Below are 24,420 nucleotides of genomic sequence, written 5' to 3'. Positions count from 1 at the left end.
GAGCAAAGAGTTTGCCAAATACTTGTTGGTGTCTGCCCTGTCAACAAAGAACGGCAAAAAATCGTTTTTTTGAAAGCTGAGATGTTTTGCCTTATTTTTACTTTCGCGTGATTGCGGGCTTTATCCGTGAAAAACACTTCGTCAGAAAAACTAATTGTAGAACTTTTTCAACCCGTGGCTCTGCTGTGATAGCAAACGAACAACTCCGCTCGACAGGTATTATCAGTCGTGAAAAAATCCTATCAGACTATCGACTGGCCTGCGAAAGTCGACAGGTTAGTTTGCTGGGTCGGCGCGACGTTATGGGCGGGCGGGCTAAATTTGGCATATTTGGTGACGGCAAAGAATTAGCCCAGATTGCTGCCGCCCGTGCGTTCGACCGGGGCGATTTCCGCTCCGGCTACTACCGCGATCAAACGTTTGTAGCGGCTCTCGGCGAACTGCGCTGGACTGAATTTTTTGCCCAGCTCTACGCCCACACTGACGTGGCTCATGACCCGAATACGGCAGGCCGCTCCATGAATGGACACTTTGCTACCCGCTGGCTCGACGAACAGGGGCTATGGCGTCCGCAAACGGATAAATTCAATTCAGTTTGTGACATTGCTCCCACCGCCGGGCAGATTCCGCGTTCGCTGGGGCTGGCGTATGCCTCGAAACTGTTTCGGCAAAACCCAGCACTGCACGATATGGGGGGCTTTTCGCGAAATGGCAATGAGGTGATTTTTAGCACTATCGGCGACGCTTCAACCTCGCAGGGCATGTTCTGGGAGAGTATGAATGCCGCCGGAGTGTTGCAGGTGCCGCTGCTGATGTCGGTCTGGGACGATGGGTACGGCATTTCGGTGCCCATTGAGTATCAGACCACTAAAGCAAGTATTTCCAAGGCAATGGCTGGTTTTCAGCGCGATGCCTACGACAAAGGGTTTGAAATCTTTACCGTGAAAGGCTGGGATTATGTGGCTCTGCTCGAAACGTATCAGCAGGCCGCCCACATTTGCCGGGAGCAGCACGTGCCGGTATTGGTACACGTACAGGAACTGACCCAGCCACAGGGACACTCTACGTCTGGTTCGCACGAACGCTACAAGTCGAAAGAGCGGCTGGCCTGGGAAGACGAACACGACTGCAATCGTATGTTCCGGCACTGGATTCGCGAAAACGAATACGCCACCAACGATGAGCTGGACGCCATCGAAGCCGAAGCCAAGCAAGTTGCCAAACAGGCCCGTTTAGATGCCTGGAGTGCGTATCAGACGTCGATGAAAGGCGACCACGACGAAGCCGTTGACCTGTTGCAGCAAGCCGCCCGCAATCACCCCAAAGCGGCTGACCTGATGGCCATTCGGGAAGAACTGCGCAAAACGGCTTCGCCCCTCCGGCGCGATGCGGTGTCGGCAGTTCGGAAAGCGTTGCGCGTACTGCGAACCGACACTGGCGCGGCCCGGCGCGGGCTGCAAACCTGGCTCAACCGCACCAATGCCGAAAACGCCGACCGATTCAGTTCGCACCTCTACAGCCAATCGCCGGAATCGCCGATGCATGTAGCGGCTGTACCGGCGCATTATAACGACGACAGCCCTTTGGTCGACGGTTATCAACTGATGCAGCGATACTTCGACCGGTTATTTGCCCGCGACCCGCGCACGGTAGCCCTCGGCGAAGATGTCGGGCATATCGGTGATGTAAATCAGGGCTTTGCGGGTTTGCAGGAGAAGTACGGCGAGATTCGCATCACCGACACGGGCATTCGCGAAACCACCATTATTGGGCAAGGCATTGGTTTAGCCATGCGCGGCCTTCGGCCTATTGTCGAGATTCAGTATTTCGACTACATCTATTACGCATTAGCAACCCTTACCGATGATCTGGCAACGTTGCTTTACCGAACAAAAGGCGGTCAGAAAGCTCCGCTGATTGTCAGAACGCGCGGCCACCGGCTCGAAGGTATCTGGCACTCCGGCTCCCCGATGGGAACCATGCTGGGTAGTTTACGCGGTATGCACGTGCTGGTGCCGCGCAATATGACGCAGGCCGCCGGTTTCTACAATACGCTCATGAAAGGCGACGATCCGGCTCTGTTGATTGAGTCGCTGAATGGCTACCGCCTGAAAGAACAACTGCCCGACAATCTGGATACGTTCTGCGTACCGCTGGGCATTCCCGAAATTTTACACACCGGAAACGACCTAACAATTGTTACTTATGGCTCAATGTGCCGGATTGTGCTGGAAGCCGCGCATCAACTGATGCAGATGGGCATCGGCGCAGAGGTGATCGATGTGCAGACGCTGCTACCTTTCGACGTGCATGAATCGATTGTAGAATCGATCAAAAAAACAAACCGGGTCATTTTTGCCGACGAAGACGTGCCGGGGGGCGCATCGGCGTTTATGCTACAACAAGTACTTGAAAACCAGGGCGCATACCGTTATCTGGACTCCATCCCGCGTACACTATCGGCCAAAGCGCACCGCCCGCCCTACGGCTCCGACGGGGATTATTTCTCGAAACCCAGTGTTGACGATGTAATCGAGACGGCTTACGCGCTGATGAGTGAGAGCGATCCGGCCCGGTTTCCTATGTATTGAATGATTGAATGATTAAGTGATTGAATGCATTCAGTTAGTCAATCGCTTAACTGGTAACATGACCTACTTTAAAGATATACGCAACGGTATTCGGACAACGCTGAAGGGGTTGAGCCTGACTTTTCGGCATTTGCGACATGCTACGCACCGCCGAACACCGGAAGGTATTGCCGATGATAATTATTTCGATCTGCAAAACGGCTTAGTTACGCTGCAATATCCGCACGAACAATTGCCCATTCCAGATAATGGCCGCTATCGGCTCCGAAACGAAATCGACGATTGCATTGTCTGCGATAAATGCGCCAAAATCTGTCCTGTCGATTGTATTACCATCGACCCTATCAAGGCTACAGAAGAAGTTGGCCGTGCGTCGGATGGGTCGCCGATTCGCCTGTACGCAGCTACATTCGATATCGACATGGCAAAGTGCTGTTACTGTGGCCTTTGCACGGTGGTTTGCCCGACCGAGTGCCTGACAATGGACAAGAAGTTCGACTACAGCGAGTTTGAATTAGGCAAATTAACCTACAACTTCTCGAACCTGACGCCCGAAGAGGCCGACGAAAAACGTGCGTTGTATGAACAATATGTTCGAGAGAAAGAAGCGGCTAAAGCGGCTCAGGTAGCGGCTAAAACCATTGAAAATCCTGTTTCAGCCGAAGCCGCCCCGAAACCGAAACCAGTTTTCCGACCAACGGCAAAGCCAGTTGTAACGCAGACGGAAGCGGCTGAACCCGCGCAAACTCCGCCCGTACCAGAAGCTGAGCCAACGCCCGACGCGGCCCGGCCACGCCCGGCGTTTCGACCTGCCATGAAGCCGAAAGTTGCGCCGGTTCCGACCGAAGCCGAAGCCAGGCAGGAAACGAAAGAAATGCCTCAACCGAAGCCCGCTTTCCGGCCTACCATGAAACCGAAGCCCAACTCGCCGAATCAGGAATCAACTTAATTGTCGTAAGTACTTGTTATGGTTCAGCTTGCTTTTTACGGATTTTCGGCTCTTACGCTACTGGGGGCAGTTGCGGTGCTGCTCACGCGCAACGTGATGTATGCCGCTTTTTCGCTATTGCTGACGTTGCTGGGCGTAGCCGGTCTGTTTGTATTGGCAAGTGCCGATTTTCTGGCCGTAGCGCAGCTTATGATTTACGTGGGGGGCGTGTTGGTGCTGGTTATTTTCGGCGTGATGCTAACCCACAAACCTGATTCGAGGACCAACGGGGGCAGCCAGACACCGAACCGGATTCCGGTGCTGAACCGATCAAACGCCTTTGGCGGCTGGGCCGTGGGATTTCTCGTTGCGGGCGGGCTGTTTGTGGCTTTTTATACGCTGATCGCCCGGTCGTCGTTTGCATTACTGACCCGGCCCGTTGGGTGGGAAAGCACCGTCAATGCAGTAGGGCGTCAGTTGATGACAGAATATATTGTCCCGTTTGAAATTATTGGTATCCTGTTGCTGGCAGCTTTGGTGGGGACTACCTATCTGGCAAGCGTAAAAAAAGCGTAAGACAAAACGGAATGCAACCTGTTGAAAGTCACTATTTTCTGATTGTTGGTGCTGCACTGTTCAGCATTGGGCTTGCCGTTGTGCTGCTTAAACGCCACGCCATTGTGGTGTTAATGGGTATCGAGTTGATGCTCAATGCCGTTAACATTAATCTCGTTGCGTTCAGCCAATATGATCCCGACCGTATTCAGGGGCAGATGCTGGCTCTGTTCGTCATGGTTGTGGCTGCTGCCGAATCTGCCGTGGCACTGGCAATTGTATTGCAGGTTTACCGGCATTTCCGCAGTGTTCAGGTAGACGATTTAAACGAGCTACAACAGTGAACCCGCTCTTTGAACCCATTATCGATGGCATTCTGACAGACGGTTACGGTATAGCCGACGCGTTTTTGTCGCCCGGTGAAACGACCGCCCTGGCCGATCAATTGCACCGACGCAAAGAAGCCGGGCAGTTTCGGTCGGCAGGCGTTGGAAATCAGCAGGTAATGGTCGAAAAAGCGATTCGGGGCGACGAAATAGTATGGCTTGATGAGGCCACAGCCGCACCTGCCGAAGCCACTTTTCTGCAACGCATTGGCGCATTTGTCGAGTATATAAACCAAACGTGCTACCTCGGCCTGCGCGATTATGAATTTCACTACGCCCTGTATCCGCCCGGCACGTTCTACAAACGCCACCTCGATCAGTTCCGCAGCGACTCGCGCCGGAAACTGTCGGTCATCTGCTACCTCAACAGCAACTGGCAACCTACCGATGGGGGGCAATTGGCACTTTACCTACCCAACCCCGGCGGCATCGAACATACCGTTACGGTCGAACCTGTTGGCGGGCGGTTGATCTGCTTCGAAAGTGGGCGGCTCGAACACGAAGTGTTGCCCGCCACCCGCGACCGCCTGAGCCTGACGGGCTGGCTGAAAGTTTGACCGTTAGCGTTTTAGCATCTTTACCAAAAACGAAGGTACATACCGGCCAAACCGCCGAACCGATGCCGGGATTGTATAGCGTTTGGGATAGCCTTCGCCTTCGACGGGCAGTGGCTGGCTGAAATACTTGTTATCGACTGGCTGGCCTGTAACGATATTCGTGATTTTGCGCAGATACAGTTTGTCGATGGTAATGTCTGAGCGCAGGGGCGTGTAATAAACACAGTCCTCGAAAAAGTAGTGTGTCACCTGACTATGACGGGTGGAACCGGGCGTCAGAATTTTTTCGCCCCCGTGCAACAAGTTCGACGACCAGATAATGGCTTTGCCTTTGGGTATATTCAGCGTAGCCTTCTTCAGTCCGTGTGCCTGAATTATCTCTTCGAGCCGCTCTTCATATCGTTTGTACGTGCCACCGTATATTTCGTCGACTGTTTGGGCCTCGGAACCTTTCAGACCCATATCGATCAGGTCATAGAAGGGCAGTTTGTGGCTACCGGGGTAGTAGTGCAGCGGGCCGTTGTCGTCGCGAACGTCTTCAAGCGCAACCCATACGCCACACATAAATCGTTGCGGAATGGAGTTAAAATGAATTGAATCAGAGTGTGTGCGTTGCTGAGTACCAACGGGGAAATTAAGTGTCTGAAACGGGATCGGCTCCCGACGATAAAGCACCCGAAGCATCTCCATAATGTGGGGTGCTGTAGCAATCTGCCGTATCGCCGGAACCGTTTGCCAGGCATCCTGCTTACGAAGGTCATTGCCATAGAGCGGCTGCACACCCTTCAGCGCATCATTGAGAACTGATTCGTCAATGTGAGGATCGAAAATCAGGTAGCCATCTTCTGCATAACGACGTACCTGCTCGGCTGTAACGGGATCAAGGCCCGATTTTTGTAATTCCTGATGAAAAAAAGGCGATTCGGTCCAGGGGAGGTTGGGGATAGCTGATGTTGTCATGGGCTGGAATAAGGTAGAGTAAAGAAATCATTCGTAAATGTATCAAAAACGGGGGTTACTTATATGCGACTGTTTGCTTCACCACGGCAGAATAGGGATATTCGCACCCAATTTGATGCGTATTACGAATACCCGAAACAGTGAATAGTCTGCAAATAGTGTTAACGATCGTTTTGTTGCTGCCCTTCGCCGGTTTTCTGGTGCTGTTGGCATTGAGGCAGCGTATGACGGGCGGTATAGCTATTCTGCTAACAGGCATAGGGCTGATTGCATCGTTCTGGTTAGCAGTTAATTTACCCAGCGTTCCGGCAGTTTTTCGGGCCGATTGGGCTACGGTATCGGGGCTATCGTTTCCGGTCAGCTTCCGGCTCGACCGGCTGGCTGGGCTGATGCTCGTGCTGGTGCATTTCGTGGCGTTGCTGGTTCAGATTTATTCACTGTCGTATGTAGAAAAAACCGACAGTCGTTCGCGTTACTTTAGCCATCTACACCTGTTCGTGGGCGCGATGCTGGGCATTGTAGTAGCTGGTAATCTGCTGGTTCTGTATGCTTTCTGGGAACTGGTTGGGCTGGCGTCGTATTTACTGATTGGCTATTATACCGAACGTCCCGCAGCGAATCAGGCCGCTACCAAAGCATTTCTGATGAACCGGGTGGGTGACATGGGTTTCCTCATGGGCATTTTCCTGACCTATTACTACTATGACACCCTCGACCTGACGACCCTCTCCGACACCGGAATCTACGCTGTGCCGCCAACCGCCGTGGGGTTGTGCCTGTTTATGGGCTGCGTAGGCAAATCAGCGCAGTTTCCGCTGCTGACGTGGCTCCCGGATGCGATGGAAGGCCCTACGCCTGTGTCGGCTCTGCTGCACGCAGCCACGATGGTGGCTGCCGGTATTTTCCTGCTCGCCCGAATTTTCCCGCTGCTCTCACCCACTGCGCTGCTGGTTGTTACCGCTGTAGGAACGATAACAACGCTGTGGGGCGGTTACTCGGCTTTATTTCAGACCGATATAAAAAGAGTGCTGGCTTTTTCGACTGTATCGCAACTGGGCCTGATGGTAGCGGCTGTTGGTACGGGTAATGTAGGCGGGGCTATGTTTCACCTGCTTACTCACGCGTTTTTCAAAGCTGGTCTATTTCTGGGTGCAGGGTCGGTCATTCATGCGGTACATACGCAAAACATGCGTCATATGGGCGGGCTGCGTCGGCTTATGCCTGTTACGTTCGTGTGCTACACTGTCTGCGCGGCTGCGCTGGCGGGTGTTCCCTTACTATCTGGGTTTTTATCGAAAGAAGTTATTCTGGCCGGGGCGTTTTTGTGGCCTGTGCGGGCCGGTTTATCGGGCGCAGCATTGGTAGTACCGGTTCTGCTTTTGCTATCTTCGGGGCTAACAGCCCTGTATATGACCCGGCAGTGGCGGTTGATTTTTTTTGGTGAATACCGTAATGAAACCGTATTGCCAACCCAGGTACACGAACCCGGCTGGCCGATGCGCGGGCCGGTGGTGGTGCTCGCCGTGCTGTCGATAGCGTTCTGGTTTTCGCTGAATCCGTTTTCGGCAGCCGGTAGCTGGGCTATAAACTGGCTTCCTGAATGGTCTGAAGCCCACGTTGTCTGGCTGGCTCCGGTATCCGTTGGATTAGTTCTGGTAAGTGGCTGGCTCGGCTTCCGACTACGCGAACCGGCGTATACAAGGTTATTTGTACAGTTTTCAGTGCACTATGGCTTTTTGGATCAGGTCTATCAACGGGTATTCATCAAGCCTGTTTTTCGTTTAGCCGCGTGGTTAAACCGCACGGATCAGCGCGTGGTCGATGGGGCTGTAAACGGCCTGGGTATTTCGGGCGTTGTGCTGGCGCACATGGCTCATGCTTTTGACCGCTACGGCGTCGATGGCGTGGTGAACGGTGCCGCGTGGCTGGCGGGTTGGCTTGGCCGGCTAACGCGCTCGGTACAGAATGGCCGGGTACAGTCGTATATTACGGCGGCTGTGGTTGGCTTGCTGATTGTGTTGTGGTGGATTTTGTAACGTGGGTGAAAACCCGCTTTTTGATAACGACAAGGCGGCTTTTCAGCCGTGTTACGTATGCTGCTTTCGTTACTTATCTTTCTGCCGCTGGCGGGTTCGTTGTTGATTGCACTTTTGCCCGATAATCAGGCCAACTTGTTTCGAGCGGTTGCGCTGGCCGTGACAGTGGCCGAACTGGTGCTGGCCGGGCTGGCCTGGGCCGCATTCGACCCTACTTTTTCGGGCTATCAACTGCTTCGGCAAACCGACTGGATCACGCTCTCGCTGGGAAGCCTCGGCACGGCGTCGATTGACTATATTGTGGGGGTCGATGGCATCAGCCTGCCGTTGGTGGTGCTGTCGGCGGTGGTGATGCTGGTGGGCGTCGTGTCGTCGTGGAACCTGACGCACCGCCTGAAAGCGTATTTCTCGCTCTATCTGCTGCTGACTGGTACGATCATGGGCTGTTTCGTGGCACTCGATTTCTTCCTGTTTTTCCTGTTTTTCGAGTTCATGCTCCTGCCGATGTATTTCCTGATCGGCCTGTGGGGTGGGCCGCGCCGGGAGTATGCATCCATCAAGTTTTTTCTCTATACGCTGGCGGGTTCGTTACTGATTCTGCTGGTTATGATCGGGTTATATCTGTCTGTGATGGACCCGGTTGGCACGGCGGTTACGCTGGGCTTCGTAAACGACCCGCTGGCCGTAACAGACGAAATACTGCTATTGGTACAGAACCACGTCCAGAGCGGACAAATCAATCCGGCGCAGGTGGTACATACGTTCGATATGCGTTTTCTGGCCGATGGCCGGAACTACCTGCCGAACGCTTTTCTAAACCCCGCTGCCGAACCGATAGTGCTCGGTTTACCCGCCCGAATGCTGGCGTTCTGGGTAGTGTTTATCGGTTTTGCCATCAAACTGCCCATCGTACCGCTGCATACGTGGTTGCCCGACGCACACGTTGAAGCCCCTACGCCCGTGTCGGTAGTGCTGGCCGGGGTGTTGCTCAAAATCGGTGGCTACGGCTTCCTGCGAATTGCCTGGAATTTCTTCCCCGACGGAGCCGCCGAATACGCCCAATCGTTAGCCCTGCTGGGCGTGCTGTCGATAGCCTATGGCGGGCTAAACGCATTGGCACAGACCGACATCAAGAAAATGATTGCCTACTCGTCGGTGTCGCACATGGGATTTGTGTTGCTGGGCGTGGCTTCGCTCACGGCGGAGGGTATCAATGGAGCCGTTTATCAGATGGTTAGCCACGGTGTGCTGTCGGCTATGTTGTTTCTTCTGACGGGCGTACTCTACGACCGCACCCACGACCGGCGCATCGATTCATACCGGGGGCTGATGCAGCCGATGCCGCTCTTTGCCACGCTTACGGCAGTGGCTTTTTTCGGCTCGCTGGGTCTGCCCGGTTTTTCGGGTTTTGTGGGCGAACTATTTACGCTCATGGGGAGCTTCCAGTCAGAGTGGTTGCCGGGCTGGCTAACGGTGCTGGCTACGTCGGGCATATTGCTGGCGGCTGCGTATTTTCTCTGGACGCTCCAACGGATGTTTTTTGGCCCCCTCTGGAGCCGTCACGACCTATCGACACTGACCGATCTGAGCCTGCGCGAAAAGCTGATGCTCGTTCCGCTGGCTGCGATGACCCTTGCGCTGGGCCTGTTCCCCAACCTGATTTTCAACCTGACCGGTGCCACCGTAGCGCAGTGGTTAGTAAAATTCTCGGTGGAGTGATTACGCCACTGCCGGACGCCGGGCCGCGTGAATGAGCGAATACCCTGCCACCATGCCGAAGCCAACCATGAGCATGATGTGCAGGAAAAACATGCGGAAGTCGTGAACATAGAACGCCAGTGCCAGCCCACCCAGGAAATACAACGCCAGCCCCGCTTCAACGATGGTCAGCCAGCTAACCCGACGGCTGATGTACTTGTTGGCGGCCCAACTGTCTTTCGCTGTTGTTACGTTGAATTTCGGCGTTCGCACAAAAGGCGTTTTGCGGCCTACGTATCCCTCGATAACAGCAATGGTGTTATGCAGCGATAGCCCCATCATCAGCGACGAATACATCGGAAAATACCAGGCTAACTTGGCAGGACTTTCGCGTTTCAGCAGCCAGAATGGAATGCCGTAGAACGAAATGAGAATCAACAGGTTAAACTGAAACAGATTGATAACGTAAAAGGCCCATTCCCATTCGGGATGGCGGCTGCGAATGTAAATCAGCGGTACGCTCATCACGCCCAGAATCAGCACTAAAATAAACGTGGCACTGCTGAAGAGGTGAAAAAAGGCATGAAGTTTTATCGCAGGCGACACGCCGGGCGTTTTCAGCACCTTCACAAATAGCTTGCGAGCACATTCTGCCGCGCCTTTCATCCAGCGATATTGCTGCGATTTGAGCGCGTTCATCGCAACGGGTAGTTCGGCGGGAGAGCCAACGTCTTCGCGGTATACGAACTTCCAGCCGCGAAGCTGCGCCCGATAGCTAAGGTCAAGGTCTTCGGTGAGCGTGTCGCTCTGCCAGCCACCGGCGTCGGCAATGGCCGTTTTTCGCCATACACCGCCCGTTCCATTGAAATTCGCCAGAAAATCAGCCGCGTACCGCCCACTCTGCTCGATGGTGAAGTGAGCATTCAGGCCAAATGCCTGCAACTGAGTCAGCAGCGAAAAATCTTCGTTCAGGTGCTCCCAGCGCGTTTGAACGATAGCCACTTTCGGGTCGCTGAAGTGCGGAATGGTGTTCAGCAAAAACTGCGGGTCAGGCACGAAGTCGGCGTCGAAAATGGCAATGAACTCACCTTTGGCAAAGGTCAGCCCGTAGCCCAGCGCGCCCGCTTTAAACCCGTTGCGTTCGGGTCGCCGGACGTGTTCGATGGCGAAGCCCTGCTGCTGGTACTCAGCTACTTTGGCCGCTAAAATGGCTGCCGTTTCATCGGTCGAGTCGTCCAATACCTGAATATCGAGCTTGTCTTTCGGGTAGTTCAGCTTTACTACAGCATCGACAAGTCGTTCTACTACATACAACTCGTTGTAAATGGGCAACTGAACCGTAACGCGGGGCAGCGTGTCGGGCCGGGCCACATCGGCGATGCGTATAGCTGACCGCCGTTTCTGTTTCGACCGTAAATAAATGATAATTAGGCTTAACTGACCGCAGTTATAGAGAAACAGCAGCAGCAGGGCCAGCCCGTATAATATAAGTACCAAAACTTCCATAGGTTTGTCAATGAACTATCAACGTTGAGCAGAATCGGCTTTCCGGGCACGACCCGAAAGAAGAACTATGTCACCTGCTTTTTGTTGCCGAATCTGATTAACGCAAAAATAGGCTATACTTGGTGATGGAAATTTCATTTATCGGCGCGGGTAATCTGGCCTGGCATCTTGCTCCGGCCCTCGAAAATGCTGGTCATCACATCAACGAGGTCTACAGCCGACAGCTTCAGCACGCCCGTCAGTTAATTCATAATCTGTACGATACACAAACACACTCGGATCTAAACTTTGCCGACAGCCCGTCGAAATTGTTTGTACTGGCCGTTCCAGACGATGCGCTCGACGATGTATGCTCACGGTTGGTGCTGCCCGAAAACGCTATGCTCGTACATACGTCGGGAAGTCAGCCGCTGGCCTCGCTCGAACGCTGGATGGCCGTTTATAGCGATGTACCCGTCAGAACCGGCGTGTTCTATGCCCTGCAAACGTTTACGCACGGACAGTCGTTCATGGCGTTCGATACCATTCCGCTTTGCATCGAAGCGTCAGACAAAGAAACTGAGGATAAATTGGTCGAGATTGGGCAGGAAATCAGCGATACGGTTTACCTGATTACGTCTGGCGAACGGCTAACGCTGCACACAGCCGCCGTATTTGCGAGCAATTTCACCAATCATTTGCTCGCGCTGGCCCACGACCTCGCCCTGTCGCACGATCTGGAGTTCGATCTGCTGCGACCGCTCATTGCCGAAACTTTCCGCAAAGGCTTAGCCGCCGATAATCCCGCCGACGTGCAAACCGGCCCCGCCCGCCGGCATGATTTGACCACCATCAGCCGCCACCTCGACCTGCTGACAAATGAACCCCGCCTGGCTGAAATCTATCAGGTACTGACCGAGAGTATCAAGCGGAAATATAGCCGGTGATACGCAATGTCTTCAAAATTATGAAAAAAGTATTCAACGCATTTCTGTTTCTGCTCACCCTGCCCGCGCTGGCACAGTGGCAACCGCAAGCCGTGGGAACCGACGCTAATTTTCGGGCCGTGAGCGTCGTTAATGCCAGTGTGGTTTGGATTGGTGGCTCGAAAGGCACGTTTGTACACACAACCGATGGCGGGCAAACGTGGCAGACCGGCACCGTACCCGACGCCCAATCGTGCGACTTCCGCGACGTACACGGCGTAGATGCTAAAACCGCCTTTTTGATGAGTGCCGGACCCGCCGAGCAGGGGCAGGCGCGTATCTACAAAACTACCGACGGGGGCCAAACGTGGTCGATTAGCTATCAGACGCAGCAGACAGGCGTGTTTTTCGATGGGCTGGATTTCTGGGACAAACAAAACGGTATCGTGTTCGGCGACCCGGTGAATGGCCGGTGGTTTATTCTGACAACCCGCGATGGTGGGCAGTCGTGGCAGCAAATACCCGAATCGGTTCTGCCGCCAATGCCACCCGGCGAAGCAGCTTTTGCGGCCAGTGGTACGAGCTTAGTAGTCGAAGGCAAGCGCAACGTCTGGATTGCATCGGGTGGGGGCAAGGCCGGGCGCGTGTTTCGCTCTACCGACCGGGGGCAAACGTGGGACGTGTTCGTAACGCCCCTGCCAGGCGGTGACGCTACGGGGCTGTTCGGCATGCGATTCTTTAGTAGTAAAACCGGTGTTGTAGTAGGCGGCAACTACAAACAGGAAAAACAAACTGGCTCTAATGCCGCCCTCACCCGCGACGGTGGGCAGTCGTGGCAGTTGCTCAGCGAAACCAACCCGCCCGGCCTCAAAGAAGCCGTTACGCTGCTCCCCGGCGATTTGCTGCTCGTGGTCGGTCCGTCGGGTACAAGCCTGTCTGCCGATCAGGGCCAGACCTGGCAACGGCTCGATACCGACGGTTTTCATTCGGTTGGCTGCGTGAAAGGCACCTGCTATGCCGTTGGCGCGAAAGGAAAAGTTGGCAAGCGCGTTACTAAATAATCTGGCTTCTTTGTTCGTTATTCAGCCGTGTTGAACGATTAACCCCACCCGGTTATCCTGTGAAAGCGGCTTTATCCCTCTCTATTCTCTCGCTGAGCGCGGCCTTATCGGCTCCGCTCTATGCGCAAACCACCCGCGCCTTTGGCCCGGCAGTTCCCGGCACATTCATCTGCAATTACACAGGCCGACCCGGAACCGGCAACGTAGTTTGTAACCAGACAACGCCATCGAACGGCCATGCCGAACGTGTGGTCGACCGAATTTTACGGCCCATTGGTCTGATGCGGAATTTCAAAGTAGTAGAATGCTCGAATACCGACAATTGCTTTGCCACAGTATTGAAAGGGCAACGGTTTATCGTGTACGATGCAGCATTTATGCAAAACATTGAAGAACAAACCGAAACCGACTGGTCGGCAATCAGTATCATGGCCCACGAAATCGGGCACCATTTGCAGGGCCACACTATCGACGGCACGGGCGGGCAACCACAAAAAGAAATCGAAGCCGACAAGTTTTCGGGCTTTGTACTACATCAGTTAGGTGCCTCGCTCGATGAGTCGGTGGTAGCCGTGCGGGCATTGGGTAACGACCATGCTACGACAACGCACCCCGCCAAATTTGCCCGGATGGAAGCCATTCGGAAAGGCTGGCTCGAAGCCGAAGCCATGTACCCGCGTTCCCGTAGCGGAAGCAAATCGCCCGTGGCAATGGCTCCCAAACCAATCAACACCACCCCTGTCAGTTCGCCTGTAATGCGTCCTCCAGTAGTAGCGAAGGCACCGTCGGCACCCGTGCGTGTGGCTGTCGGCTTAACGCGGCCCGGCTGCGTATCAGGCGATTGTCAGGATGGCAAAGGCGTGTTTGTATACCCCACCCGCGAACGTTACGTGGGCGAGTTTGAAGAAGGCGACAAACACGGCGTCGGTATCGAATACTATGCCGATGGCAAGCCGAAATACAAGGGTAATTTCCGCGACAATTTGCGGGCCGATTACGGTGTGTACTATTACCGCAACGGCGACAAGTTTGAAGGCTGGTTTAAAAATAACCTACCCAACGGCAAAGGCACCTATACCTTCGCCGATGGCGAAAAAATTGCCGGGCAGTTCAGAAACGGGCAACCAGTGGAATGAGATTTGTAATGCTAAAACGCCAGCACCGTCTGCTCAATGATATCGCAGGCTTCGTGCATCTGCTCGTCGGTGATGACAAGGGGGGGCGCGAAGCGGATTTTGTCGCCGTGCGTGGGTTTGCAGAGTAGGCCGTTGTCTTTCAGAGCCATACACAACTCCCAGGCGGTTTCTTCGCCAAACTGCGGACGTTCGCCAATAACGATAGCGTTTAGCAGCCCCTTGCCGCGCACGGTCTGAACCAGGTCGGAACGCCGGGCGAGGTCGGCCATGCGGGCGCGGAAAATGTCGCCCATCGCGGCTGCGTTCTCGGTCAGATTCTCGTCTTCTACCACTTGCAGGGCCGCCACCGTCACGGCGCAGGCCAGCGGGTTGCCGCCGTAGGTACTGCCATGTTCGCCCGGTTTGATGGTCAGCATTATTTCGTCCGACGATAACACTGCCGACACGGGCATGGTGCCGCCCGACAGTGCTTTACCCAGCACAAGCAGGTCGGGTTTTACGCCTTCATGGTCGCAGCAGATGCGCTTGCCAGTGCGGCCAATTCCGGTCTGCACTTCGTCGGCAATGAACAGTACATTATAGGTAGTGCAGAGGTCGCGCACACCGCGCAGGTAGCCTTCATCGGGAACCAGCACGCCCGCTTCGCCCTGAATCGGCTCGACCATGAACCCGGCAATGTTCGGATCGCTTTTGAACGCTTCTTCCAGCGCGTTGAGATCGTTGTAGGGTACAATGACGTAACCGGGAAGCAGCGGCCCGAAATCATTGGTACTACTGGGGTCGGTCGATGATGAAATAGCGGCCAGCGTGCGGCCCCAGAAGTTTCCGGTGGCATATACGGTTTTAGCCTGATTCTGCGCGATACCCTTCACTTTGTAGGCCCATTTGCGGGTCAGTTTCAGGGCCGTTTCGCCAGCCTCGGCCCCTGAGTTCATCATCAACACTTTATCGTAGCCGAAGTACTCACACAGAAATTTTTCGCACTGCCCCAACTGCTCGTTATAAAACGCCCGCGAGGTCAGCGTCAGCCGACGGGCCTGTTCGGTCAGCGCATTGATAATACGCGGGTGGCAATGGCCCTGACTAACAGCACTATAGGCTGATAAAAAATCGAAGTAACGTTTCTCTTCTACGTCCCAGACAAACACGCCCTCGCCCCGCGACAGCACCACCGGAACCGGATGGTAGTTGTGGGCACCGTACTGCCATTCTAAGGCCATTGCCTGTTCGGCTGCCGAGGTTGGTAAGGTAGTTTGCATAGATAACTGAAGGAGAATCAAAAAGGCTGATAAAAAGAAATTCACCTGTTTTGGTAACTATTGTCCCAAACGGGTCGTTTTCCCTCAAAATTACAGCTTATCCACCGGACGCCCAAATACCGATGCCAACCCCTGCGCAGTCGAAAAAAATACCTGGTTTAGACGACGAGGATTATTACTATACACCCGAAGGCTTTGTCGTATTTACCGCAGCTTACCATCTTAAACGCGGCTATTGTTGCAAGAACGGATGCCGCCATTGTCCCTACGGATTCAAAAAAAGAAGGATTGAGTTGCAGATTATGAATTAATTAGCGATTTTTGCGCCCTCATTAAGGAAAACGAGTAGCACGGTCATGGCAAGAGTTTGTCAAATCACAGGAAAACGCACGCGGTCGGGTAACAACGTATCGCACGCCAACAATAAAACGAAACGGAAGTTCTACCCGAACCTGCAAAAAAAGCGGTTCTTCGTAGAATCGACCGGCGAATGGGTTACGTTGAAGGTATCGACCTCGGCAATTAAAACCATCAATAAAAACGGTCTCGAACTGACGCTGCAAAAGGCACATCAGCGCGGTACGCTGTCGCTCTAAGGCGCAGAAAAAATAAGACATTCAGCCTCTTCCAGCCGGAGGAGGCTTTTTGTGTTTACGTATGAAACTAAACTTTGAAGACCTCATCGTTTTTGAGAACGATGACTACATATTGATTAATAAGCCACCACACGTAGCCTCGCTCGATGAGCGGTCGGCTGACCGTAGTGGGCAGAGCATTTTGCGTCTGGCAAAAGCATATAGCCGTGACGCACAGCTTGGGCATCGCCTTGACAAAGAAACGTCGGGTATTCTGGCAATCGCGAAACACAGCGATGCGTACCGACATTTAGCCATGCAGTTCGAGCATCGCGAAGTCACAAAACGCTACCATGCAGTGGTGAACGGTGTTCACAGTTTCGAGGGTATATCTGTTTACCTGCCCATTTCGCCTGTCAAAGACGGTACGGCGGTGCGAATCGACCGCGAAAAAGGTAAGGTGGCCGAAACTATTTTCAATACTCTCCAGGCATACCGAACCACTACGCTTGTGGAGTGTATGCCCATTACGGGCCGGATGCACCAGATTCGCGTTCATCTGATGTGCCTGAAGGCCCCCATTGTGAATGATCCAACGTATGGCGGAAAGCCCGTGTTTCTGTCAGACGTGAAGCGGAAGTTCAACCTGAAACAGGGAACCGACGAATTGCCGCTCATTCAACGCGTAGCGCTGCACGCCCATTCGCTTACGTTCAGCCTGCTCAATGGCGATGAACAGACGTTTGTGGCTCCGTATCCGAAAGATTTCGGCGTGTTGGTAAAGCAGTTGGAGAAGTTTAATTAGACGAATTCGCCTACCAACCTGTCGTCGAGCATACGTATTACCTCGCGCTATAGGCTAAGTCAGCACCTCGATTTTCATGTCCATATTGCCTTTTACGGCTTTGGAGTAGGGGCAAACGGCATGGGCTGTTTCGGCCAACTGTTGCAGTTGATCGGGGTCCATACCGGGTGCTTTCACCGTGATCTTTCCCGATAAAGACATATGATTTCCATCTTTATTGAGTGAAATACTGACTTCTACGGCATGTTCGGGCAAGATAAGTTTCCTGCGTTCGGCCACGGCCATCAGCGCACCGTTGTAGCACGAGCTATAGGCAGCCGCAAAAAGCATCTCCGGGTTGGCGGCACCGCCCTCGCCCCGCATCTCAACAGGTCGGCGCAGGTTCAACTCCAGAATACCATCCAGTGATTTTACATCGCCATCACGCCCGCCAATGTTGCTGACAGTGGTTGTATATACCGTTTCCATAAATAATAAAATTCTGTTTATTCACGCAGCCTGTGATTTGTTGAGTACTTGGCTGCTGAACAAATAACCCGTCTTTGGCGCAACTGTTCTGAAATGGGGGTTTACAGGGTGAACAATCGGTTATCCGTTGTTTTGAACTACCTTTGTGTTAGGACTTTATTCAATACAGGGCCGCAATAGAACAAAGCGCGGCCTCGTTTTTGGTAAACATATTCTGTCAACAGTGACCAGCATGCGTATTCTCAGACCGTTCGGTACAAACCGGCAAAACCTGCTCTGGCTGGGGCTGATGGTATGGGTAGGAATTTATCCTGCCGAGGCTCAGCGCAAACGGGCGCAGGCCGATACGTCGCTGGCAAAACAAGCTTCGACAACCACGGCTCGTATCGAAGAAGAAACGATGTTTGTGGAAGGGATGCGCTCCCTGATGGCCGATGAGCCGGCCAAAGCCATTACGCAGTTTACCAAATTACTACAAAAATCGCCTAACAACGCAGCCGCCCAGTACGCTACGGCCAATGCGTTGATGAAGACCGGGAAAACCGCAGAAGCTATTCCTTATGCGGCCAAAGCTTATAGTCTCGATGCCAGCAACAAGTTTTACAACCTGCTGCTGGCTGAGCTGTATGTGAAACAGAAGCGTTACGGCGAGGCCGAAGATCTCTACGAAACATTGTTGAAGAAAGGCCCCGAAAACGCCGAATATGGCGTCGAACTGGCCGCTATCTATCTGTTCGATGAAAAGCCCGATAAAGCGTTGGCAACGTATAACGCCGTAGAGCGTGAGTTGGGGCTGAACGAAGAAATTACCCGGCAGAAGCAACGTATCTATCTGAAACAGAATAAGATTGATAAGGCCATCGAAGAGGCCGAAAAGTTAGCCGCATCTGAACCGGGCGATCCCGATTACCTGCTCGAAGGAGCCGAACTGCTCATTGCCAACGACCGGCACGATCAGGCTATTGGCTGGGTCGAACGCGCTCTTAAACTCAACGCCGACTTACCGCAGGCGCACGTACTGCTGGCCGATATTTACCGGAAGAAAGGCGACATGGAGCGCGTAAAGCAGGAACTGAACCATGTTTTTGCGAACCCAAACCTTGAAGCGGGCCTGAAGGCACGCATTCTGTCGAGCTATGTCGGGCTGACCGGCGACGGCGAAGCCTCAAAGCAGGACGCGCTCAAAATGGCGCAGGATTTAGCCAAAACCAATCCGAACGACCCAAAAACGCAGGTGATGCTGGCCGATTTGCTGGTGCAGCAGGGACAGAAAGCACAGGCCCGCGATGCCTACGCCCGCGCTGCCCGGCTCGATGGGTCGGTATATGAAGTGTGGGGGGCATTGTTGCAGTTAGATGGCGAATTGAATCAGGTCGACAGTTTGCTGGTGCATTCCGAGCAAGCTCTGGAAGTGTTTCCAACGCAGGGCCTGTTCTGGTATTCCAACGGCTCGGCTAATCTATTTAAACGGCGGTATCAGCAGGCGGTCGATGCCTTTGAAGAGAGTAAAAAGCTGCTGGCATCGTCGGGTAGTGCCGAACTGAAACGGGGTATCGACGCGCAGTTGGGCGACGCTTATAACGGGCTGGGCGAACACGAGAAATCGGATGAAGCTTACGAAGCCGTGCTAAAAGTCGACCCGCTCAACGATCACGTACTGAACAACTACAGCTATTTTCTGTCGCTGCGCAAGGCCAAACTTGACCGTGCCCGGCAGTTAGCCAGCAAATTAGTGGAGCGGCACCCTACCAATGCTACCTATTTAGATACCTACGCGTGGGTGCTGTATGTCTCCAAAGACTATGCCAATGCCCGGAAGTATCTGGAAAAAGCCCTGGCCGATACCACCAACGTAAGCGGCACCATCCTTGAACATTACGGCGATGTGTTATATGAACTTGGTGAGCGCGACAAAGCCGCTGAGCAATGGAAACGGGCCAAACAAAAGGGTGGGGCCGGGCCAGACCTCGACAAAAAGATTGCTACCGGGAAGTTATAAATGAATAAATACTTGTTTTTTGCCCTGTTGCTGGGCATTTTTCTACATACAGAAGGTTGTCGGCGTCGGGCTATGTCGCGTACCGTTGGCACCGCCCCGGTAGCCGCTCCCGATTCGGTAAAAAAAGATTCGGTCGTGACCGTATCGCCTGACCGCCCGCCCGATTCGGTCAAAGCAATCCGCCCCACCCGGCCTGGTATCGAAGAAGCCCGCGCTAACGTAGCCGAAATCGATTTTAGCTATCTCATCGCCAAATCAAGGGTTTCGTTTAAAGGGCCACGGCAGGATATCGACAATGCCAGTGTGAACATCCGGGTTCGTAAAGATAGCCTGATCTGGGTGTCGATTTCCAAACTGGGCCTCGAAGCCGTTCGTGCCCAGATTACCCACGATTCCATTACGATTGTCGATAAAATTCACCGCGAATATTCGGTGTATGATTTTCCGACACTGAGCCGGCAGTTTAACTTCGAGATGAATTTCGAACTGCTTCAGGCTCTGATTGTCGGCAATTTGCCGTTGCCCAAGCAGCCCGCGCAGAAAATAAAAAATGAACGTGATTTGCTCCTGTTGCGGCAAAGTGAGGGCAAAGTGATGGTCGAAAATTACATTGGTGAGAACGACCGGAAACTAAAAAAGCTGCTGGTTACGGAGCAGCCTACCAAAAATACATTGCGGCTCGATTACGAAGATTTTACGTCGCTCAATAACTTTCTGTTTCCGTATACCAGCCTGGTGACATTGGACTATCAGTCGAAAACCGACGGTCAGTTTTACCAGACCTTGTTGCGAATTAAACATAACAGAGTAGAACTGGTCGAAAAAAGTCCAGGATTTCCGTTCACGATTCCGTCGGGCTATCAACGTCGGCCATGACGTGTCAGTCAACCAAGAAAATTATGCGTTTCCCATTTCTGTACGTTACGCTTGCTGGATTACTGTTGCTGGGTTTAGGCCAAACGCCGGTTGCCGGGCAGCAAACGCAACGGAGCCGACAGGCACTGGAACGAGAGAAAAAGCAAAATGTAGAGAAAATGAATCAGATTCGGACGGTGTTGAAACAAACAGCGTCGGAGAAGCAGGTTGGTTTGGGCCAGTTAAAAGCCCTCGACCAGCAGATTCAAACTCAATCGAAGCAAATAGGGCTGCTCAACAAAGACATTCAGCTAACCGAAGCCGAGATCAGGGAACTGCGCCAGGCCAGCGGGGCACTTACCCGTGATTTGGAGAACCTGAGAGACGAGTATGCGTCGATGATTTACGCAGCCGAAAAACGACGGCAGCAGATTAACCCGCTGGGTTTTTTGTTTGCCGCCGACAACTTTAACCAGTTAGTAGCCCGCTACCGCTACCTGCGCCAGTACTCCGATGCCCGGCAAAGTCAGGTTCGGCAAATAAACAACGTGAAGTCGATGCTCGATACCAAGCAGGTAGCCACACAACGCAAGCGGCAACAGCAAAAGGGTACGCTGGTAGTGAAAGTTGGTGAGACGAAGAAGCTGGAGACGCTGAAAAATGAAAAAAATCAGGTTGTAAAACAGCTTGGTCAGAAAGAAGCCGAACTCCGAACTGAGTTGGCCGAAAGTCGCCGGGCGGTGAATCAGTTAGAGGCCATGATTACCCGCTTAGTGGCTCGCGAAGCACGCGAACGGGCTGCCCGTGAGGCTCGCGAACGCGCCGAACGCGAGCGGCTGGAGCGCGTTGCCCGGCTCGAAGCGGCTCGTAAAGCGGCTGAGCGCAAACGCGCCGAAGAAGCCGTGGCAGCCGCCGAAAAAGCGGGCGAAAAACCGAACCCCGCCGACGTTGCCAAAGTCGAAAAACCAGCCGAACCCGAACCTGCCCCCCGCAAGCCAGACGAACGGCGCAATAATAACCTCAACGACGAAGAAACAGCCCTGGCGTCGTCGTTTATGGCTTCGCGGTCGCGTTTGCCGTGGCCGGTCTCTAAGGGGTTTATTTCAGATCGGTTTGGCCGCAAGGCGCATCCCGTATTGAAAGGTATTTATGTTGAAAATCAAGGTGTTGACATACAGACAAATGCGGGTGAGGGCGTTCGGTCGGTGTATGATGGCATTGTGCAGGACGTGACGAGTATGCCGGGCATGAATAACGTGGTAGCCATTCAGCACGGCGATTATTTTACGATTTACGCTAAACTACGGAGTGTATCGGTGCGTGTCGGGCAGCGGGTTAAAGCCCGCGAATCCATTGGTACTGTGGCGACTGATAAAAACGGCGTTTCTGAAATTCAATTCCAAATCTGGAAAGAATTCACCAAACTCAATCCCGAATCGTGGCTAACACCACGGTGAAGTTTTAAAGTCGTAGCGTTGTGAAGTTATAGGGTTGAGAAGTTTTTCATATTAACGATTGCCAACTTTATAACTTTACGACTCTATAACTTTATAACTTACAGTAATGTCTGTTCATAATCCTGATATTAAACGCGTTACGACGCACACCATCCAGGAACTTAAAAATAAAGGCGAGAAAATATCGGCCCTGACCGCCTACGATTACTCGATGGCGCGGGTAGTTGACATGGCCGGGGTTGAGCTGATTCTGGTCGGCGACTCGGCCTCAAACGTGATGGCGGGTCATGAAACAACATTGCCCATTACGCTCGATCAGATGATTTACCATGCCTGTTCGGTGGTGCGGGCCGTGAAGCGGGCACTTGTGGTGGTCGATCTGCCATTCGGGTCGTATCAGGGCAATTCGTCGGAAGCCCTGCGCTCGGCCATTCGGATCATGAAAGAGTCTGGCGCACACGCTGTAAAGATGGAAGGTGGGCTGGAAATCCGCGAATCTATTGTGCGGGTGCTGAGTGCGGGCGTTCCTGTAATGGGCCACCTCGGCCTGACGCCCCAATCTATTTACAAATTTGGCACATATGCCGTGCGGGCTAAGGAAGAAGCCGAAGCGCAAAAGCTAATGGACGACGCCCGCATGTTGCAGGATGTTGGTTGTTTTAGTTTAGTGCTCGAAAAAATCCCGGCGGTTCTCACCAAACGGGTCTCTGAAAATCTGGCTATTCCCACCATCGGTATTGGTGCTGGCCCTGACGCCGATGGGCAGATTCTGGTCTTACACGACCTGCTCGGCATCACAAACGAATTCAAACCTCGCTTTCTACGCCGTTATGCCGACTTGCACACTGTAATGCTTGAGGCTATTGCCCATTACGTTGACGACGTGAAAGTCCGCGATTTTCCGAACGAGAAAGAAGCGTATTGAGTTAAAAGAACAATGAAACGAAAACCATATCAGGTCGTCTACGAAGACAATCACCTGTTAATAGTCAATAAAGACCCCGGCATATTAGTACAGGGCGACCGCACTGGCGACGTTACGCTGCTGGATGTGTTGAAAGACTATGTCAAAGAAAAATACAATAAACCCGGTGAAGTGTTTCTGGGTCTGGTGCATCGGCTCGACCGCCCGGTAAGTGGGCTGGTGGTGTTTGCCCGAACGTCGAAGGCATTGGAACGGATGACAGAACTGTTTCGGAAGCGGCAGATACAGAAGACGTACTGGGCTGTTGTGCGTCAGAAACCACCGAAAACTGCTGATAAGTTGGTCAACTGGCTTGTGAAAGACGAACAGAAGAATCAGGTAACGGTATATGATTACGAAGTACCCGGTTCGCAGAAAGCCGAATTATCGTATCGGCTGCTGGGCCGTATCAACGAGCATTATTTGATAGAAGTGAGTCCGATAACGGGCCGACCGCACCAGATTCGGTCACAGTTGGCGCATATAGGGTGTCCAATTCGGGGCGATGTAAAATACGGATACGACCGGGCCGTTGCTGACAAGAAAATATACCTGCACGCACGTCGGCTCTACTTCATCCATCCAGTGAAAAAGGCCGGGACGCCGGACCGAGCAATAATTTGCCGCGCCGGGGTTCCGAACGACCCGTTCTGGGAAGAATTTCTGGAATTAGATGACGAAATATACAACGACAAAAACATTGATATTACGTATGAGTGAAGCCGGTTGCGTTAAAAAGTCAGGAGCCGCGTATTGCCCCCGTAGGAACAAGACGCGGCTCTGGATATATACCACTAGCAAGTAATAGCCTATTCGGCTGTGGGCTGAGTTTCGTTCTGCGGAACAACATCAATCAAAATCTGCTCCATTACCCGTTCTGCCATCTGTACAGCACCACGTAATGCACCGTAGGTGAGGCAGAGTGGCAAAATAATGGGCAGAAAAAAGACCCACTGAAAAATCATGTGCAAACGAACATTTCTCATTGGCTCAAAGAAAGGTAATTGTTAAGACTAAGTTTACGGTTTTAAACAATCTGCAAAGGTGTCAATTGAAGTTAATGCTGGTTAACCTTTTCATATTCAAAATTAACCTTGTCTTAATACAAAAACAAAGCTTTTCTGAAAAAGTTTGACGGTAAAATGATAATACTACACACATGTTCATGTATAGTCTATATCAATAATAGTTCTTTTAGGTTAGCAATCAATTAGTATGCCAATTCTATTTGCTTTCGAATCAATTGAGGCCGACCGAGTGAACAGTTATTGAGATTGCGTAGTTTTGCATTATACAGGGTCATAAGGCTCGTTTTCAGGATGTTCAATTGGGAGTTGCATCGGTTCGGCATTGCTCGTATACTGGTTGGTTTATACCTGCTGGTATTGATTAACGGCGTACTGTTTCGCCATGCCCACCGGCTTGCTGATGGAACCATCATCTGCCATGCTCACCCATTCAAAGGAACTCCCGGTACACAGTATCCTAACCATACGCACACAAACGATCAGTTCATCTGGCTCGATGCATTTGCGAATGCGCTGTATGGGGTGGACGGTCCGGTTAACTGGACACCCCTTGTTCTGATTATCTGGCTGGTTGCCACTACCCGTACTGTACGCACGGTACGTTCTTTCTCGTCTGTTCACGTCGCCTTTCGGCACCGAGGCCCGCCTGTGAGTTGTGTGTAGGTTGTTTTTTTTCTACCACTCAACTCAA

Annotated in this window: 24 protein-coding genes; 19 read left to right on the top strand and 5 right to left on the bottom strand. The window is 52.8% G+C overall.

Annotation, left to right across the window (positions count from 1 at the left end; all coding sequences use genetic code 11):
- Positions 1-185 precede the first annotated feature (185 nt).
- Genes AWR27_RS19660 through AWR27_RS19640 form a run of 5 tightly spaced genes read left to right on the top strand, consistent with a single transcriptional unit; the run spans position 186 to position 5,017 of the window.
- Positions 186-2,591 (top strand): alpha-ketoacid dehydrogenase subunit alpha/beta, encoded by a 2,406-nt coding sequence (locus tag AWR27_RS19660; protein ID WP_077132768.1) that lies wholly within the window; start codon positions 186-188, stop codon positions 2,589-2,591.
- Positions 2,592-2,649: 58 nt separating this feature from the next.
- Positions 2,650-3,540, top strand: a complete 891-nt coding sequence (locus AWR27_RS19655; protein ID WP_083732913.1) for a 4Fe-4S dicluster domain-containing protein — start codon at positions 2,650-2,652, stop codon at positions 3,538-3,540.
- A gap of 18 nt (positions 3,541-3,558) precedes the next feature.
- Positions 3,559-4,095 (top strand): NADH-quinone oxidoreductase subunit J family protein, encoded by a 537-nt coding sequence (locus AWR27_RS19650; protein ID WP_077132767.1) that lies wholly within the window; start codon positions 3,559-3,561, stop codon positions 4,093-4,095.
- An 11-nt stretch (positions 4,096-4,106) separates the two neighbouring features.
- Positions 4,107-4,418 (top strand): NADH-quinone oxidoreductase subunit NuoK, encoded by a 312-nt coding sequence (gene nuoK / locus AWR27_RS19645; RefSeq protein ID WP_077132766.1) that lies wholly within the window; start codon positions 4,107-4,109, stop codon positions 4,416-4,418.
- Positions 4,415-5,017 carry a 2OG-Fe(II) oxygenase gene (locus tag AWR27_RS19640; RefSeq protein WP_077132765.1) on the top strand — a complete coding sequence of 201 codons (603 nt, stop codon included), beginning with the start codon at positions 4,415-4,417 and terminating at the stop codon, positions 5,015-5,017. The genes nuoK and AWR27_RS19640 overlap by 4 nt, the downstream gene beginning before the upstream one ends.
- A gap of 3 nt (positions 5,018-5,020) precedes the next feature.
- Here AWR27_RS19640 and AWR27_RS19635 read toward each other — a convergent pair whose 3' ends face one another.
- Complete coding sequence (locus tag AWR27_RS19635; protein ID WP_077132764.1) at positions 5,021-5,977, bottom strand: phytanoyl-CoA dioxygenase family protein; 957 nt, start codon at positions 5,975-5,977, stop codon at positions 5,021-5,023.
- A gap of 158 nt (positions 5,978-6,135) precedes the next feature.
- On the opposite strand from AWR27_RS19635, the gene AWR27_RS19630 reads away from it, so the two are divergent.
- Both AWR27_RS19630 and AWR27_RS19625 read left to right on the top strand, forming a co-directional pair.
- Complete coding sequence (locus AWR27_RS19630) at positions 6,136-8,013, top strand: NADH-quinone oxidoreductase subunit 5 family protein (protein ID WP_232325877.1); 1,878 nt, start codon at positions 6,136-6,138, stop codon at positions 8,011-8,013.
- 57 nt (positions 8,014-8,070) lie between these two features.
- Positions 8,071-9,732: a complex I subunit 4 family protein gene (locus AWR27_RS19625; RefSeq protein WP_077132762.1), complete on the top strand. Its 1,662-nt coding sequence runs from the start codon at positions 8,071-8,073 to the stop codon at positions 9,730-9,732.
- Here the strand turns inward: AWR27_RS19625 and AWR27_RS19620 are convergent, their stop codons facing one another.
- On the bottom strand, positions 9,733-11,217 hold the full coding sequence (locus AWR27_RS19620; protein WP_077132761.1) for a cellulose synthase family protein: 1,485 nt from the start codon (positions 11,215-11,217) through the stop codon (positions 9,733-9,735).
- A gap of 125 nt (positions 11,218-11,342) precedes the next feature.
- Here AWR27_RS19620 and AWR27_RS19615 point away from each other — a divergent pair, with 125 nt between their 5' ends.
- Genes AWR27_RS19615 through AWR27_RS19605 form a run of 3 tightly spaced genes read left to right on the top strand, consistent with a single transcriptional unit; the run spans position 11,343 to position 14,319 of the window.
- A complete protein-coding gene (locus AWR27_RS19615; RefSeq protein ID WP_077132760.1) occupies positions 11,343-12,143 on the top strand; it encodes a Rossmann-like and DUF2520 domain-containing protein in 801 nt (266 codons plus the stop codon).
- A 20-nt stretch (positions 12,144-12,163) separates the two neighbouring features.
- A complete protein-coding gene (locus AWR27_RS19610) occupies positions 12,164-13,183 on the top strand; it encodes a WD40/YVTN/BNR-like repeat-containing protein (protein ID WP_077132759.1) in 1,020 nt (339 codons plus the stop codon).
- Positions 13,184-13,242: 59 nt separating this feature from the next.
- Positions 13,243-14,319 carry a M48 family metalloprotease gene (locus AWR27_RS19605; protein WP_232325876.1) on the top strand — a complete coding sequence of 359 codons (1,077 nt, stop codon included), beginning with the start codon at positions 13,243-13,245 and terminating at the stop codon, positions 14,317-14,319.
- Positions 14,320-14,330: 11 nt separating this feature from the next.
- On the opposite strand, the gene rocD is transcribed toward AWR27_RS19605, so the two are convergent.
- Entirely contained in the window at positions 14,331-15,578 is a 1,248-nt protein-coding gene (gene rocD, locus AWR27_RS19600) for an ornithine--oxo-acid transaminase (RefSeq protein ID WP_077132757.1), read from the bottom strand.
- Between the two features lie 122 nt (positions 15,579-15,700).
- On the opposite strand from rocD, the gene AWR27_RS19595 reads away from it, so the two are divergent.
- The 3 genes from AWR27_RS19595 to AWR27_RS19585 all read left to right on the top strand — a co-directional run bounded on the left by AWR27_RS19595 (position 15,701) and on the right by AWR27_RS19585 (position 16,958).
- A complete protein-coding gene (locus AWR27_RS19595; RefSeq protein ID WP_077132756.1) occupies positions 15,701-15,889 on the top strand; it encodes a DUF5522 domain-containing protein in 189 nt (62 codons plus the stop codon).
- Positions 15,890-15,934: 45 nt separating this feature from the next.
- The gene (gene rpmB, locus AWR27_RS19590) at positions 15,935-16,174 is read left to right on the top strand and encodes a 50S ribosomal protein L28 (RefSeq protein ID WP_077132755.1); all 240 of its coding nucleotides are present in this window, start codon (positions 15,935-15,937) and stop codon (positions 16,172-16,174) included.
- Between the two features lie 61 nt (positions 16,175-16,235).
- Positions 16,236-16,958 (top strand): RluA family pseudouridine synthase, encoded by a 723-nt coding sequence (locus AWR27_RS19585; protein ID WP_077132754.1) that lies wholly within the window; start codon positions 16,236-16,238, stop codon positions 16,956-16,958.
- 54 nt (positions 16,959-17,012) lie between these two features.
- Here the strand turns inward: AWR27_RS19585 and AWR27_RS19580 are convergent, their stop codons facing one another.
- On the bottom strand, positions 17,013-17,426 hold the full coding sequence (locus AWR27_RS19580; RefSeq protein WP_077132753.1) for an Ohr family peroxiredoxin: 414 nt from the start codon (positions 17,424-17,426) through the stop codon (positions 17,013-17,015).
- 232 nt (positions 17,427-17,658) lie between these two features.
- Between AWR27_RS19580 and AWR27_RS19575 the strand changes: the two genes are divergently transcribed.
- The 5 genes from AWR27_RS19575 (at position 17,659) to AWR27_RS19555 (ending at position 23,421) form a co-directional block, all read left to right on the top strand.
- Positions 17,659-19,425, top strand: a complete 1,767-nt coding sequence (locus tag AWR27_RS19575; protein WP_077132752.1) for a tetratricopeptide repeat protein — start codon at positions 17,659-17,661, stop codon at positions 19,423-19,425.
- Positions 19,426-20,301: a lipoprotein insertase outer membrane protein LolB1 gene (gene lolB1, locus AWR27_RS19570; RefSeq protein ID WP_077132751.1), complete on the top strand. Its 876-nt coding sequence runs from the start codon at positions 19,426-19,428 to the stop codon at positions 20,299-20,301. It begins immediately after the preceding gene.
- A gap of 23 nt (positions 20,302-20,324) precedes the next feature.
- On the top strand, positions 20,325-21,737 hold the full coding sequence (locus tag AWR27_RS19565) for a murein hydrolase activator EnvC family protein (protein ID WP_077134093.1): 1,413 nt from the start codon (positions 20,325-20,327) through the stop codon (positions 21,735-21,737).
- A 106-nt stretch (positions 21,738-21,843) separates the two neighbouring features.
- Positions 21,844-22,662 carry a 3-methyl-2-oxobutanoate hydroxymethyltransferase gene (gene panB, locus AWR27_RS19560; RefSeq protein WP_077132750.1) on the top strand — a complete coding sequence of 273 codons (819 nt, stop codon included), beginning with the start codon at positions 21,844-21,846 and terminating at the stop codon, positions 22,660-22,662.
- A 12-nt stretch (positions 22,663-22,674) separates the two neighbouring features.
- A complete protein-coding gene (locus tag AWR27_RS19555) occupies positions 22,675-23,421 on the top strand; it encodes an RluA family pseudouridine synthase (protein ID WP_077132749.1) in 747 nt (248 codons plus the stop codon).
- Positions 23,422-23,510: 89 nt separating this feature from the next.
- Here AWR27_RS19555 and AWR27_RS25395 read toward each other — a convergent pair whose 3' ends face one another.
- Positions 23,511-23,687, bottom strand: a complete 177-nt coding sequence (locus tag AWR27_RS25395) for a hypothetical protein (protein WP_157579273.1) — start codon at positions 23,685-23,687, stop codon at positions 23,511-23,513.
- Between the two features lie 333 nt (positions 23,688-24,020).
- Here AWR27_RS25395 and AWR27_RS19550 point away from each other — a divergent pair, with 333 nt between their 5' ends.
- Entirely contained in the window at positions 24,021-24,392 is a 372-nt protein-coding gene (locus tag AWR27_RS19550) for a hypothetical protein (RefSeq protein ID WP_077132748.1), read from the top strand.
- Positions 24,393-24,420: the final 28 nt, after the last annotated feature.

Origin of the sequence: Spirosoma montaniterrae (genome assembly GCF_001988955.1) — a bacterium.
In the GTDB taxonomy this organism is placed as follows: domain Bacteria; phylum Bacteroidota; class Bacteroidia; order Cytophagales; family Spirosomataceae; genus Spirosoma; species Spirosoma montaniterrae.
Note: the sequence above shows the minus strand (reverse complement) of the source record. Positions and strands in the feature narration are given on the sequence as shown.

Bases quoted from the DNA above. Each gene is read 5' to 3' on its own strand.
- AWR27_RS19655 (WP_083732913.1), top strand. From the start codon at position 2,650: ATGACCTACTTTAAAGATATACGCAACGGTATTCGGACAACGCTGAAG.
- AWR27_RS19650 (WP_077132767.1), top strand. From the start codon at position 3,559: ATGGTTCAGCTTGCTTTTTACGGATTTTCGGCTCTTACGCTACTGGGG.
- nuoK (WP_077132766.1), top strand. From the start codon at position 4,107: ATGCAACCTGTTGAAAGTCACTATTTTCTGATTGTTGGTGCTGCACTG.
- AWR27_RS19635 (WP_077132764.1), bottom strand. From the start codon at position 5,977: ATGACAACATCAGCTATCCCCAACCTCCCCTGGACCGAATCGCCTTTT.
- AWR27_RS19625 (WP_077132762.1), top strand. From the start codon at position 8,071: ATGCTGCTTTCGTTACTTATCTTTCTGCCGCTGGCGGGTTCGTTGTTG.
- AWR27_RS19620 (WP_077132761.1), bottom strand. From the start codon at position 11,217: ATGGAAGTTTTGGTACTTATATTATACGGGCTGGCCCTGCTGCTGCTG.
- AWR27_RS19615 (WP_077132760.1), top strand. From the start codon at position 11,343: ATGGAAATTTCATTTATCGGCGCGGGTAATCTGGCCTGGCATCTTGCT.
- AWR27_RS19610 (WP_077132759.1), top strand. From the start codon at position 12,164: ATGAAAAAAGTATTCAACGCATTTCTGTTTCTGCTCACCCTGCCCGCG.
- rocD (WP_077132757.1), bottom strand. From the start codon at position 15,578: ATGCAAACTACCTTACCAACCTCGGCAGCCGAACAGGCAATGGCCTTA.
- AWR27_RS19595 (WP_077132756.1), top strand. From the start codon at position 15,701: ATGCCAACCCCTGCGCAGTCGAAAAAAATACCTGGTTTAGACGACGAG.
- rpmB (WP_077132755.1), top strand. From the start codon at position 15,935: ATGGCAAGAGTTTGTCAAATCACAGGAAAACGCACGCGGTCGGGTAAC.
- AWR27_RS19585 (WP_077132754.1), top strand. From the start codon at position 16,236: ATGAAACTAAACTTTGAAGACCTCATCGTTTTTGAGAACGATGACTAC.
- AWR27_RS19580 (WP_077132753.1), bottom strand. From the start codon at position 17,426: ATGGAAACGGTATATACAACCACTGTCAGCAACATTGGCGGGCGTGAT.
- AWR27_RS19575 (WP_077132752.1), top strand. From the start codon at position 17,659: ATGCGTATTCTCAGACCGTTCGGTACAAACCGGCAAAACCTGCTCTGG.
- lolB1 (WP_077132751.1), top strand. From the start codon at position 19,426: ATGAATAAATACTTGTTTTTTGCCCTGTTGCTGGGCATTTTTCTACAT.
- AWR27_RS19565 (WP_077134093.1), top strand. From the start codon at position 20,325: ATGCGTTTCCCATTTCTGTACGTTACGCTTGCTGGATTACTGTTGCTG.
- panB (WP_077132750.1), top strand. From the start codon at position 21,844: ATGTCTGTTCATAATCCTGATATTAAACGCGTTACGACGCACACCATC.
- AWR27_RS19555 (WP_077132749.1), top strand. From the start codon at position 22,675: ATGAAACGAAAACCATATCAGGTCGTCTACGAAGACAATCACCTGTTA.
- AWR27_RS25395 (WP_157579273.1), bottom strand. From the start codon at position 23,687: ATGAGAAATGTTCGTTTGCACATGATTTTTCAGTGGGTCTTTTTTCTG.
- AWR27_RS19550 (WP_077132748.1), top strand. From the start codon at position 24,021: ATGTTCAATTGGGAGTTGCATCGGTTCGGCATTGCTCGTATACTGGTT.